The organism is Peribacillus sp. TE19612, from assembly GCF_056279465.1.
This window is the reverse complement of sequence record NZ_JBWCCL010000001.1, coordinates 474,472-486,992: the sequence shown is the minus strand read 5'-3', so window position 1 is coordinate 486,992 and position 12,521 is coordinate 474,472. Positions and strand designations below refer to the sequence as shown.

11 protein-coding genes and 1 pseudogene are annotated in these 12,521 nt (G+C 41.7%); 1 reads left to right on the top strand and 11 read right to left on the bottom strand.

Going from position 1 to position 12,521, the window contains the following annotated elements; translation table 11 throughout:
* Positions 1 to 13: 13 nt before the first annotated feature.
* The 8 genes from ACZ9AO_RS02300 to ACZ9AO_RS02265 form a co-directional block, all read right to left on the bottom strand.
* Positions 14 to 226: an acetyl-CoA carboxylase biotin carboxyl carrier protein subunit gene (locus tag ACZ9AO_RS02300; RefSeq protein WP_034312225.1), complete on the bottom strand. Its 213-nt coding sequence runs from the start codon at positions 224 to 226 to the stop codon at positions 14 to 16.
* A gap of 31 nt (positions 227 to 257) precedes the next feature.
* Positions 258 to 1,607 (bottom strand): acetyl-CoA carboxylase biotin carboxylase subunit, encoded by a 1,350-nt coding sequence (locus ACZ9AO_RS02295; RefSeq protein ID WP_048680678.1) that lies wholly within the window; start codon positions 1,605 to 1,607, stop codon positions 258 to 260.
* Positions 1,608 to 1,619: 12 nt separating this feature from the next.
* Positions 1,620 to 3,257: an AMP-binding protein gene (locus tag ACZ9AO_RS02290; protein ID WP_251539624.1), complete on the bottom strand. Its 1,638-nt coding sequence runs from the start codon at positions 3,255 to 3,257 to the stop codon at positions 1,620 to 1,622.
* A 124-nt stretch (positions 3,258 to 3,381) separates the two neighbouring features.
* Positions 3,382 to 4,524: an acyl-CoA dehydrogenase gene (locus tag ACZ9AO_RS02285; protein ID WP_476108355.1), complete on the bottom strand. Its 1,143-nt coding sequence runs from the start codon at positions 4,522 to 4,524 to the stop codon at positions 3,382 to 3,384.
* A gap of 60 nt (positions 4,525 to 4,584) precedes the next feature.
* Complete coding sequence (locus tag ACZ9AO_RS02280) at positions 4,585 to 5,250, bottom strand: TetR/AcrR family transcriptional regulator (protein WP_476108354.1); 666 nt, start codon at positions 5,248 to 5,250, stop codon at positions 4,585 to 4,587.
* Between the two features lie 151 nt (positions 5,251 to 5,401).
* Positions 5,402 to 6,157: a hypothetical protein gene (locus tag ACZ9AO_RS02275; protein ID WP_421162269.1), complete on the bottom strand. Its 756-nt coding sequence runs from the start codon at positions 6,155 to 6,157 to the stop codon at positions 5,402 to 5,404.
* 28 nt (positions 6,158 to 6,185) lie between these two features.
* Complete coding sequence (locus tag ACZ9AO_RS02270; RefSeq protein ID WP_053534903.1) at positions 6,186 to 7,232, bottom strand: cytochrome d ubiquinol oxidase subunit II; 1,047 nt, start codon at positions 7,230 to 7,232, stop codon at positions 6,186 to 6,188.
* A gap of 15 nt (positions 7,233 to 7,247) precedes the next feature.
* Positions 7,248 to 8,609, bottom strand: coding sequence for a cytochrome ubiquinol oxidase subunit I (locus ACZ9AO_RS02265; protein ID WP_054396021.1), 1,362 nt, complete (start codon positions 8,607 to 8,609; stop codon positions 7,248 to 7,250).
* A 362-nt stretch (positions 8,610 to 8,971) separates the two neighbouring features.
* On the opposite strand from ACZ9AO_RS02265, the gene ACZ9AO_RS02260 reads away from it, so the two are divergent.
* The gene (locus tag ACZ9AO_RS02260; RefSeq protein WP_476108478.1) at positions 8,972 to 10,420 is read left to right on the top strand and encodes a flavin monoamine oxidase family protein; all 1,449 of its coding nucleotides are present in this window, start codon (positions 8,972 to 8,974) and stop codon (positions 10,418 to 10,420) included.
* Positions 10,421 to 10,632: 212 nt separating this feature from the next.
* On the opposite strand, the gene ACZ9AO_RS02255 is transcribed toward ACZ9AO_RS02260, so the two are convergent.
* The 3 genes and pseudogenes from ACZ9AO_RS02255 to ACZ9AO_RS02245 form a co-directional block, all read right to left on the bottom strand.
* Complete coding sequence (locus tag ACZ9AO_RS02255) at positions 10,633 to 11,154, bottom strand: Ger(x)C family spore germination C-terminal domain-containing protein (protein WP_476108353.1); 522 nt, start codon at positions 11,152 to 11,154, stop codon at positions 10,633 to 10,635.
* A gap of 22 nt (positions 11,155 to 11,176) precedes the next feature.
* On the bottom strand, positions 11,177 to 11,746 hold the full coding sequence (locus ACZ9AO_RS02250; RefSeq protein WP_476108352.1) for a Ger(x)C family spore germination protein: 570 nt from the start codon (positions 11,744 to 11,746) through the stop codon (positions 11,177 to 11,179).
* Positions 11,747 to 11,866: 120 nt separating this feature from the next.
* Positions 11,867 to 12,515: pseudogene (locus ACZ9AO_RS02245) on the bottom strand (GerAB/ArcD/ProY family transporter).
* Positions 12,516 to 12,521: the final 6 nt, after the last annotated feature.

Genomic DNA, 12,521 nt, shown 5'->3' with positions numbered 1-12,521 from the left:
CCCCTCCGTCCCTTTATTCAATGACGGCCAAAACGTCGCCTTCATTTACGAAATCCCCTTCATTCACTTTTAGTTCTTTAATGGTGCCAGCTTCCTCGGCTGCAATGGGGATTTCCATTTTCATCGATTCCAAGATAATGATATCCTGTCCGTCGGTTACACTTTGCCCCTCATTTGCTACGATTTTCCAAACGCTTCCTGCCATGCTTGCCTTTAATTCTGCCATTTTATTTTCCTCCCGAACATTGTGTTTTAAGTTATACAGTCAATTTTTGAATATATTTCGCAATGAAATCCGTAGTCGTATCTCCTTGGGAAAAAGCTTCATGAGAAATTATTTCCATCAACAAAGGAAGGTTTGTTTTAATTCCTTCTATTTTATAGCATGCCAGCGCTTCTCTTAATCTCTCAATCGCTTTATCCCTTGAGTCGCCGCTCACCACCAATTTGGCGATCATCGGATCATAAAAGTGGGATACGACCGATGTTCCATGAACCGCCAATTCATGACGAATCCCTTCACCTTCCGGAAGTTCCATGGTGGTGATTCTCCCCGGTGCTGGATAAAAGGTTTTCGGATCTTCAGCATAAATGCGCACTTCAATGGAATGTCCGTCCTGTTTAATCTCACTTTGGGTGAAATCCAATTTGTTGCCCGATGCAATTTTAATTTGCTGTTCGACTAAGTCCAGTCCCGTAATTTCTTCAGTGACAGGATGCTCTACCTGAAGGCGTGTATTCATTTCCAGGAAATAAAAGTTTTTATCTGCATCTACTAAAAATTCGAGAGTGCCCGCATTGCTATAACCGATGGATTTTACCGCTTTCACTGCAGCCATTCCCATCCTGTTTCTTGTTTCTTCGTCAAGGAAAGAAGATGGAGCCTCTTCCACGACCTTCTGGTGGCGCCTTTGAACGGAGCATTCCCTTTCCCACAAGTAAACAGCATTCCCAAAGGAATCCGCCAATACCTGAATTTCGATATGACGAGGCTTCTCAATTAATTTTTCTATGAACATATCTCCATTTCCAAAAAATAATTGGGCACGTTTTTGATTCCCTTCGAAGGCTTTGGTTAGTTCATCTTCATTAGCAACGGCTTGCATGCCGATTCCCCCGCCGCCTGCTGCTGCTTTTAACATGACTGGATAGCCAATCTTTTCGGCAACGGCTGCCGCTTCTGCACTATCAATTAACGGACGTGAAAATCCAGGCACCAATGGAAGACCGGCTTGCTCCATCTTTTTCCTCGCCTCGACTTTATTGCCCATTTGCTGGATGATCTCTGGTTTGGGACCAATGAATATCAAGCCGGCTTCTTCGCATGAACGTGCGAAATCTGCATTTTCACTAAGAAAACCATATCCAGGATGAATGGCATCCGCTCCGGTTTCCTTAGCTATTTCCAAAATCTTATTGACGTTTAAATAGCTTTCCTGCACTCTCGGACCACCCAATAAATATGCCTCATCCGCCAATCCCACAAAAGGCGAATCCGAATCTGCTTCCGAATGGACAGCGACAGTAAGTATTCCCAGCTTCTTGCATGTACGAATAATGCGCGATGCTATTTCTCCCCTGTTTGCGATAAGAATTTTTCGAATCATTCGATATCCTCCTTATTTAGTGCGTTCCGTTAGTAGGTCAAGAGTTTGTTGCCGAAGCTTATACTTTTGGATTTTTCCGGATGCAGTCATTGGATAAGCATCGGTAAATTGAATGTAACGCGGAATTTTATGAAAAGATATTTTCCCTTTGCAATACTCTATCAATTCTTTCTCCGTAAGGGTTTCTCCTGCTTTCAAAATGATCCATGCGGCTACCTCTTCCCCATACTTCTGATCTGGAACGCCGAGCACCTGGACATCGACAATTGCAGGATGTTGATAGAGGAATTCTTCAATCTCACGGGGATAAATATTTTCCCCTCCACGGATGATCATATCTTTCAGCCGGCCAGTAATCTTGCAATAACCCCTTTCATCCATCACCGCTAAATCTCCCGTATGAAGCCAGCCTTCCCGGTCAATCGCCTGCTCAGTGGCTTCCGCGTTATTATAATATCCCTTCATTACATGGTATCCCCTGGAACAGAGTTCACCCTGTGTGCCACGCGGGACTTCATCCCCTGTAGCCGGATCGACAATTTTCACTTCCACTTTCGGCAACGCCCTTCCCACTGAAGAAACACGAAGTTCGATCGGATCATCCGTTCTCGTCATCGTAATTCCTGGAGAAGATTCCGTTTGACCATAAGTTATTGTAATTTCCGAGATGCCCATCTTATTCACCACGCTTTTCATGACTTCGATCGGACATGTGGAGCCTGCCATGATACCAGTCCGTAACGAACTTAAATCATAATCGTCAAAGTCATCGAGATTAAGTTCAGCAATGAACATCGTCGGTACACCATGAAGCCCCGTACATTTTTCGGCTTCAACTGTCTGAAGGACAATGCGCGGATTAAACTCCACGACCGGCACCATTGTTGCCCCTACTGAAACAGATGCCATCGTACCAAGGGAACAGCCGAAACAATGAAAAAACGGAACCGGGATGCAAAGCCGGTCAGCTTCGGTAAGCTTCATGCATTCCGCGACATTCAATCCATTATTGACCAAGTTGGAATGCGTCAGCATCACTCCTTTTGGAAATCCTGTCGTCCCTGATGTATATTGCATATTAATCACATCACCTGGAGTTAATTCCTCCATCCTCATGTCCAGCGACTCCTCCGAAACGGATTCGCTCCCGCCAATGACTTCATCCCACGAAAACGTACCGGGATAACGTTTTTCACCTAAAACGATGATATTTTTTAATTTTGGCAGTTTCTCAGATTGTAATTTTCCTGGTTCTGCATTTTTCAATTCAGGTACGATTTCATACAGCGTATCTATATAAGAATGATCCTTATATTGTTCCATCAGGATGATCGTCGTCGAATCGGATTGCTTCAGCAGGTATTCCAGTTCACTTGTGCGGTAATTAGTATTGACCGTTACCAGCACCCCGCCCATTTTTGCGGTGGAAAATTGGGATATAAGCCATTCCGGTTTATTGGATGCCCAAATAGCAATATGTTCCCCTTTTTTTATATCCAGTGACATGAACCCCCTGGCAGCCTTTCGGCAAATCTTTTCAAATTCGCGATAAGAATGGCGCAGGCCTAGTTCATGGTATACAACCGCTTCATTATCACCATATTGTCCAGCTGTCCTTTCAAGCAGTTTCCCGACAGTAACATCTAGCAAATCAGACATCAAACTCCTCCTAATCAAATAAAGGTAAGAATGAACGCTTTTTGCTGTATAGATAACATCTGCTTTTCACCAAAATGAACCCAAACATCATCGTTCATTTTACGTCCCGTAAAAATTAACAGCCTAATTGCCTGGCGATAACGAGTCTTTGAATTTCGGATGTGCCTTCACCAATTTCCAATAACTTAGCATCTCTTAAATAGCGTTCCACTTCATATTCGCGCATGTAACCAGAGCCGCCGTGAATTTGAATCGCTTGATTGCTGGCGCGGAACGCGGTCTCACTTGCAAAAAGCTTGGCGTATGCCGCTTCCTTTGCAAAAGGTTTTTTATTGTCTTTTAACCATGCAGCCTTATATACCATATTCCTCGCCAATTCGATTTCCATCGCCATGTCTGCCAGCTTGAATTGAATGGCCTGGAAATTTGATATGGTTTTACCGAATTGAATACGCTCTTTTGAAAAAGCTAAAGCTCTGTCAAAGGCAGCCTGAGCGATACCGACGGCCAAAGCTGCAATGGAAATCCGTCCTCCATCAAGCGTGAATAAGAATTGTTTGAACCCTTTGTCTGGATCTCCCAATAAATTTCCCTTTGGCACCCGGACATTATCCAGAATGATTTCACAAGTATTGGAAGCCCGGACTCCCATTTTTTCATAATTGCTATTGATCGTTAGCCCTTGGGTATCGGTTGGCACGATGAATGCCGAGATGATTTTTTTGCCCTTTGAATCTTTTCCCGATACAGCAGTGACCGTAACCGTTCTTGAATAGCTGGCATTTGTTATCCATGTTTTCTCGCCATTAATCACATATTCATCACCATCCAACACGGCAGTCGTTCTCGTACCGCCAGCATCGGAACCCGCATTAGGCTCTGTCAACCCGAAAGCTGCCAGGGTTTCACCGGTCGTGATTGGAACCAGATATTTTTGCTTTTGTTCTTCGGTTCCAAAATAGTAAATTGGACTTGCCCCAAGCGAAACGGCTGCGGCATAACTTAAGCCGGTTCCCCCGCACGCCTTGCCAACCTCTTCAACGGCAATGGCATACGAAATCGTATCTCCGCCCGAACCGCCATATTCTTCAGGAAACGGAATTCCAAGCAATCCGAGTTTCCCCATTTTTTTGAATACATCCTCCGCAAACATGGACTTTGCGTCCAACTCTATCGCAATGGGTTTAATTTCCTTTTCGGCAAACTCCCTAACCATTTCCTTAATCATCTGCTGTTCTTTTGTAAGTGAAAAATCCATATGTTCATTCCCCTTTCTATTGAGACCGACTAGTTGGTCTGTACAAATCAAGTTGATTGTTCAATCCGCAACAACTTGGTTCTTCAGTAAAAATGGCTGAGTGATTTCCGCTTCTTTTTGTTTATCTATCAATAGGGCATTCAGAATTAAATCCACGTAAATATCACCGATTTCGTCGATCGTTTTTCCGCCGTCCCTTTTGTACCATTTGTAGGACCAGTTCACCATGCCTAGAATTGACATTCCGGTAATTTCCACTGGCAATTCGCTGCGGAATACTCCCTTGTCAATACCTTCTTTGATAACGGAAAAAATGATTTCTTTATACGTTTGACGCTTTTTTTTGATTGCTTCAACATAAGGTGGTTTCAAGTAAATGCTTTCTTGATAGAAAACTGAGATGTGTGGTTTATAGAGGTCAAAAACTTTAACAAATGATTGAATGATCTTTTGCATTTTTTCTGTTGGATGGGTACTTTCTGAAATGGCTTCCTGTGCTTTTATTAAAACATATGAAATAAAGTAATCATGGATGACAAATAAGAGTTCATCTTTGGAAGAGAAATGGTGATAAAAACCACCTTTGCTAGTTCCGCATGCCTTAACGATTTCGTTGACGGAGACACCATGAAAACCATGCTGATCGAAGAGCGTCAACGATGTTTCAATTATTTTTTCTTTTAACTCCGTAAGACTGCACCCCCTTTGTATCCGCTTACATTCCATCCAGAAGAAAGAGTTTGATTATGTATAAACTGGATTTATTTAGATTTTACCAAATAATTAAAAATTGTCAATTTTTAATTATCAACAAAAAAACAGCCCTCAAAACCAAGAGCTGTCAATCCAGTTTATTTAAGAAACAGTCGATACCATGTCATTTACTACCCTTGACCGGTTTAACCTGGGCTTTTACAAGCTGCCATCCATTATTATATTTCCATACTGATTTGATCTCCAGTATCGGATCACGCTCATCGGACCCTTTTACATTTTGGATTCCAATAAGCGCTTTTCCTTTTCCAAAAACGGTCTTGAAATCCAGTGAAGAGTAAGGATCAACCAAAAGCTCTGTCGGTTCATTTAGTTTTCCATTTTGATAAATGCCCAATTTATCATAAGCTTGTTTTCTGGAACTGACATCCATCACCACAGGTTTTTGACCTTCAATAATGATTTCCGCTTTGTATCCGTCAAGAAATTGTGCCATTACGGGAACGGATGGCGGTACTTCCAGCTCCTTCACTTTTCCATCCTTGAATGTATAGGCGTAACTGGATATCACCCGCTCTCTACCTTCCATCAAAACCGTAACCAATACATCCTGGACCCCATCATCATTCAAGTCGGCAACCTTTAGATCTGGATTATACCCAGCTTCAAGCGGGACGTCGATTGTACGGCGATTGCTTTCCACACTTAACTCAATTTTTTTCAGAAACTTGCTACCTTCCTCATAAGGCAGTCCCTGAACCTGGATGATGTCTATTTTCTGGTCACCTGTTACATCTCTTTTTGTTGATATATATGTGCCATCCACCTGAAAATTTTTATCATGCGCTTCAACCGCTTGATAGCTCAAAAATAGTGAGATGACTAAAACCGCATATTTTAGCAGATCTAACTTTTTCATAGTGATAACCTCTCTTTTCAAAGATGAACTAATTTGACATTTGTCGCCGTTTGAACTTTCTACGCTGATCTTTCATGAAGATGGACCAGAAATAATAGAACCCTGGGACTAATATCGCAAAGCCCACGATATACGTGGCAAACACGGCCCGAAATGAGGTTGGATCGGTAAATCCTGATAGAATCGTGACATTTGGATAGATGATATAAGGTAAATGAGCGATACCATAAACATAACTGCCGATTAAATACTGTATGATAATCGCAATGACAGCGAGGCGTGGCATCCCTTTAACCTCCTGCTTAGAAAAATAGGGTAGGTACAGTGCTATCCCGCTAATGATGAAAAAAATGAGCGAGACGAATAACAATGCAGAGTTTTTCATCATTCCTTGGTAAATCCAATTCGCTTCGTTTCTTAACGTGAGCATGACCAACAGAGCCATGACCAACATAAGCGGTCCCGTTATCATCGCATCCCTGCGATATATTTTGTATGCTTTCATTTCGTCGGCCTGTTTTGAGTAATCGGACAGGAGCAAAGATGATAAAAAAAGCGTGCTCATAATCCCGAACCCTACAAATGCATATTCATTCGGACTCGTGAAAAGTTTAGATAAATTCAATTCTTCATTTCCTCTCACGCCTTCGACAAACCCAAGGTGAGTGATCGGCAAAACGCTAATTAATAGCCCCGGTATGATCAATCCCGTCAATCCTGAGATATACGTTAACGCTTTTTCATATTTGTCAACGCTATGCGAGAAAACCAAGAAAGCACTCCTAATACATAGCAGGACAAGTATCAGGCTCGCTGGAACAATCAAGGCTACCCCTATCGGGAAAACCGCACCTGGAAATAAACTGTAAATCGCAATCACAAGACCAACGACAAATGTATTGGTCACTTCCCAAGTTGGTGATAAATAGCTATTTGCGATCTTGGTAGCATTCGTTTCTTCCTTTTTAATGTAAGTCATTGCCCAGAAGCCCGCGCCGAAATCCATAGAGGCCATGATGGCATAAAGAAAAATAAAGCCCCAGACCAGTGTTATTGCAAGAAGAGCATCACTCATTCGCCTTCCCCCCTTTTATGAATTCGAATCAAAAAGCCTTACATCTTTCTGTTCGGCTTTATATATATCATCCATTACGGAATGACGTTTGAAATAATACAAAAGTGTAAACACGACAGAAACGCATAAAATGATATATACAATAATGAACATCGTGAATAAAAATCCAAGGTTTTCGTACGAAGTCACTGAATCCTCCGTGGTCAGCATCCTGTATATCGTCCATGGCTGTCTGCCTGTACAGGCAAAAATCCAACCGCATTCAATTGAAATCACAGAAAGCGGCCCTGACGCAACAAACAGCCAAAGAATCCATTTCGGATATGTCTCCTTTTTCAGCCATTTATTCCATACCAATGCAAACAGTGCCAACGCGATTAAGCCTGAACCAATCATGACCATTGCGTTGAATAAGATATGGACATAAAGCGGCGGCCAATACTCTTCCGGAAAATCGTTCAAACCGGTCACGACCGTATCGAAGCTATTACCAGATAGAAAGCTTAATAACCATGGGAATTCAATCCCATACTTCACTTCCTGGGCTTCCCTATCGGTATAACCGAACAAGGTAAGTCCGGCATGGTCCTGTGTTTCAAACAACCCTTCTGCCGCTGCCAGTTTTTCCGGCTGTTCCCTATATAAATGCTGTGTAGTCGCATGACCATTCAATGCCGTCAAAAACGAAAAAACCAAGCCCAAGACAATACTGAGCCTCAGTGCTTTTTGGTGAAAATTAAATTCAGCAGTGCCATATTTATTTTTCAGCATCTTATAGGCTGCGACGGACGCCACGACAAAAGCGCCTGTAGTATAAGCAGTCAGGGCCGTATGTCCTGCCGTCACCAAGAAACTTGGGTTGAAAAATGCCGCCCAAGGATCGACATCGACGATTTCCCCATTTTCAAACCGGAACCCAGCAGGTGTCCCTTCAAAAGCATGGACATTCGAAATCAAAACAGCCGAAGCCAATGCTCCGAATGCAACAAAAAATAAACTCACGATTCGGGCCCATGGCTTGATTTTTTCAGCAGCATACACATAGATTGACATGAACAGCGCTTCAACCATGAATGCATAAATCTCGATCTGGAATGGAAGCGCCATGACGCGTCCAATCACTTCCATGAACCCAGGCCATAATAGTGAAAGCTGCACACCCGCAATCGTACCGGTCGGAATCCCGACCCCAAGCAAAACCCCTAATGTTTTGGTCCAACGTTTAGCCATGACGACATACTGTAAATCCTTAGTCCTTTGATACATCAATTCCGCTGCCAACATCATCATCGGCAACCCGACGCCGATCGTTGCAAATATGATATGTACAGCCATATTCGTCCCGAACATTGCGCGGGCCATTTGTATATGATCCATACTGTCTTCCTTTCTACCCTTTGTCTCTTGGTAGTATCTCCTCTGTAAAGGAAAATATTTAATAATATTCCACAAACTAATTTTTCATAGGTTTTGCAGTAGGTCGGTATTTTCTTAATGATGTTTTTGGTTGATTGTTTAGTATATATTCTATCGAGGTTATTTTTGATATATATTTTACGTGGATTTCACCAATGCACTAAAAAAATTTGTTACTAAGCATTTAGATGACAAATTATTGAATATCCTTCATAAATGGTAACCCAGTAGGAATAAGATAGCGTAAATCCCATATAGAAAGTGTAACAAGAGAGGAGAAAAACACTTTGTCCCTTTTCAAAGATCCGCTATCACCAGATCAAATGCTGGCTGTTATCAGAAATGGCCTGGGGCCTTCTCAGATCCCAAAAAAAATCATTATCATTGGTGCCGGCATGTCTGGGTTGGTTGCAGCATCCCTTTTAAAACAAGTGGGGCACGATGTTACGATATTGGAAGCAACCGGGAGGGTCGGAGGGCGTGTTTTGACTATACGGGAGCCATTTTCAGAAGGTTCCTACCTTGAAGCCGGTGCCATGCGCATTCCTAATTATCATTACTTAGTTGCTGAATACATCAAGAAGTATGGTCTACGAGTCAACACTTTTGTGAATGCGACTCCTAATGATCCCATTTATGCCAATGGAATCAAGACGACCGCTGCCATATACCAGCAGAACCCGGATATACTGAGGTACCCTGTAGCTCCCCATGAAAGAGGTAAAACAGCTGAAGAATTACTTAACATGGCAATCAAGCCTGTGACTGACTTCATCATTCAAAATCCACGCAGGAATTGGGAAATAGTCATTAAAGAGTTTGATAAATACTCCATGAGCTTCTTTTTGCAGTACAATCCAGTCGGAATCAGTCTATCAACAGGGGCGATTGAAAGCATCAAAGTTCTGATGGGTTTAGAAGGATTCCCGGAACTTTCTTTTCCGGCCATACTTCGGGAGCTTATGCCGCTCTTTAATCCAGACGTGAAATTTTTTTCAATCGAAGGAGGAAATGATCGGCTTCCTTATGCCTTTCTACCGGAATTGAAGGATAATTTAATCTTCAGATATGAAGTGACAAAGATCATCCAACATGATAATCAAGTCACCATCCATTCCAAACATACTCAAAGTCAAAACCCCTTAACGGTTACCGGTGATCTTGCCATCGTGACGATCCCTCTTCAATTGCTGCAATTTATAGATATTGAACCCCGGAATTCCTTTTCCCATAATAAGTGGAAGGCAATAAGGGAACTCCATTATGCCGCTTCAACAAAAATTGGACTCCAGTTCACGCATAGGTTTTGGGAAAAGGAAGGAATCTTCGGCGGTAAATTGACGACAGATTTACCCATTAGATTTTCTTATTACCCCAGCCAAACGAGCAACCAGAGTGAATCCGGTCTCATCTTAGCAAGTTATACATGGGAAGATGACGCCACTTTATGGGATATCCTTCCGGAAAAAGATCGTATACAACACGCATTGAAAAATTTGGCAGTAATCCATGGTAATCAAGTATATGATCATTTTTTATCAGGAGCTTCTTATAGCTGGACATTGAATCAGTATTCCTACGGCGCTTTCTCCATGTTTAAGCCTGGTCAGGAAACGGACTTGTTTCCATACATCCCAACTCCTGAAGGAAGGGTCCACTTCGCTGGGGAGCATACATCAACCGTACCAGCATGGATTGAAGGAGCCATTCAATCCGGAATCAGGGTTGCACATGAAGTGACGAATCTGCCTAGAACATTCGGTGGGCCTTGAATGGACCATTTCCTTGGTTATGTAACTCAAAAAAGACTGTAGGCAAAAGGATTTCTTTTCAAATTATTAAGCATAGTTGATTGGAGCGAGTGCCCTACGTTCCAATCAACGTCCAAATTTGTACAAGAAAAAATGTAGACAATCTTGATTTTAATCGAATTTGTCTACATTCTGAAACCTTCCATTTGGAAGGTTTTCATTCTTATGCCCATTCACTTTATCCCCCCTTTTGAACCGAAGTCTACAATCCTTAAGTCCACTTCATAATTAATATCGGCTTTACTGAAAATTTCGTCCCATTTCTGCTTATTTTTCTCCCAAAACTTTGGATGCTGATTTTCCACATACCGATACAATCCCGCTACCCCAATTTTATATTCATTCTGTAATTTGTATACAATTTTTTCGACATCCTTTTTCACTTCATCCTCGGCAATACGTTCAATCTCTTTTATATAGGCTTCATCAAATGAATTTTCCTTACCATACCAATCCTCCGAAAGTCTTCCAGTGTAACCGACCTTTATATTTATCGTCAAATGATCACCGTCCAATTCCGTGGTGATTTTCCTCCTTGTCCTATTAATTATTTCAACACTTAAAGGCTCTCCATGTTGCTCCGCTTCGATTATTCCGCCTTTCACCTTTCCGTTCAACCAATTTAATGCAGCTATATCTTCATCATTCATGACCCCGACCAACTTTGAATTGTTGATAACCCCTGCACCCTCCAATTTTAATTTCCCCCTTCTAATATCAACCGCCTGGATGGCAAAGCTTCCATCTGAATTGCAAACTTGAGGATGCTTTGCCAAGTGTTAGAGGAGGAAGGATCTTATTCGTTCGATTGTCATTATTTTTCAATTCATAGATTACATTAGAAGGAATCTCCCCATCGTCTGATCGTCCCAAAATTTCTTTCGTCGGTCTCTTTGTTAATAAAACAAGACAGCTTCTCCTTGTATTATTATCGCGTATTGACTGATTAATGATCGCTTCCATCGGGATTTTCCTTAATACATCTTCATTAATGAGCATGATTCGCTGATGATTGGTTAAAACCGTATTGGTTATGAGTAAAGAATCCCTAATTGCTTCATGCAGCGTTTTGGCACTGACGGTAACATTTTTAAATTTTAATTGGGCCTGATTCTCCTGAACACTATTTCCTGGCGGCACCAGAATTTGCTGTGTTAACATGATTTCGTCTTTCTTTTTGCCTTTATCGATCCCCACTCCCACCACAAGGGACAATTCTTCAATATTTTTACTGTCCCAACAGCCTGTCAGCAAAGGAATAAGCAAGATCAACCATAATCTTTTCATCTGCTTCTTCTGCTCCTTTTCACTTGAACGATTGCGAATGTAATAATTGGCAATGCAAACAATATCATGGGAAATACATATCCCAGCAAATCGCTCATTTTAAAAATCTCGATTGTATTTTTAGGAATTTTGGCTAGAAAAAAACGACGGGAACCAAAATAATGAGATTAGTCGTATATGAATTGTTAAGAATTTCGACAGTCCCTCTGCTGCGAAGTAATAGTAAATCGCATGTGTTAAAAAAAATTGAAGAATCCAGGTGATCAAGAGAAATAGCTCCATACGTTCTAAAAATATCCCTGTTACTTCATAGGACTGAATAAAAGAAATGGTTGGCCAAGTAACTGCCATGACCTCCGGAACAGTCAGCGTAGCCACTACCAGAACATATGTAATGACATATAGTATCAGCGGGATTAAAAAACCGATTAAAACGCCACTTTTTACCTTGGTTTGATTTTTAATGACTCCAAATAAAAAGATGAAAAGTTCAATCCCAAAAAAAGACAAAGACCCTGCCCATTCCTTTCATCACAGGGAGAACACCTTTCGCAAGAACTGGCTGCATGTTTTTAAGATCGACTACCCTGAGACTGAACAAATAAATGAGCAAGACGATGAAAATAGTCAAAGGAAGAAAGAAAACGCACACCTTTGCTATGGCTTTAATTTTGCCTGTCAAAAGATGGACACTCGCTAAAATCATGGTAAGTATCACGATTTCAACCGGGGTTTCCTCCAATAAATAAAACCGGACCATTTCACTCATCGCAAG

Coding starts and splice junctions, on each gene's coding strand:
- ACZ9AO_RS02295 (WP_048680678.1), bottom strand. CDS start 1,607: ATGATTCGAAAAATTCTTATCGCAAACAGGGGAGAAATAGCATCGCGC.
- ACZ9AO_RS02275 (WP_421162269.1), bottom strand. CDS start 6,157: ATGAAAAAGTTAGATCTGCTAAAATATGCGGTTTTAGTCATCTCACTA.
- ACZ9AO_RS02300 (WP_034312225.1), bottom strand. CDS start 226: ATGGCAGAATTAAAGGCAAGCATGGCAGGAAGCGTTTGGAAAATCGTA.
- ACZ9AO_RS02250 (WP_476108352.1), bottom strand. CDS start 11,746: ATGAAAAGATTATGGTTGATCTTGCTTATTCCTTTGCTGACAGGCTGT.
- ACZ9AO_RS02280 (WP_476108354.1), bottom strand. CDS start 5,250: ATGGAATGTAAGCGGATACAAAGGGGGTGCAGTCTTACGGAGTTAAAA.
- ACZ9AO_RS02270 (WP_053534903.1), bottom strand. CDS start 7,232: ATGAGTGATGCTCTTCTTGCAATAACACTGGTCTGGGGCTTTATTTTT.
- ACZ9AO_RS02260 (WP_476108478.1), top strand. CDS start 8,972: ATGCTGGCTGTTATCAGAAATGGCCTGGGGCCTTCTCAGATCCCAAAA.
- ACZ9AO_RS02285 (WP_476108355.1), bottom strand. CDS start 4,524: ATGGATTTTTCACTTACAAAAGAACAGCAGATGATTAAGGAAATGGTT.
- ACZ9AO_RS02265 (WP_054396021.1), bottom strand. CDS start 8,609: ATGGATCATATACAAATGGCCCGCGCAATGTTCGGGACGAATATGGCT.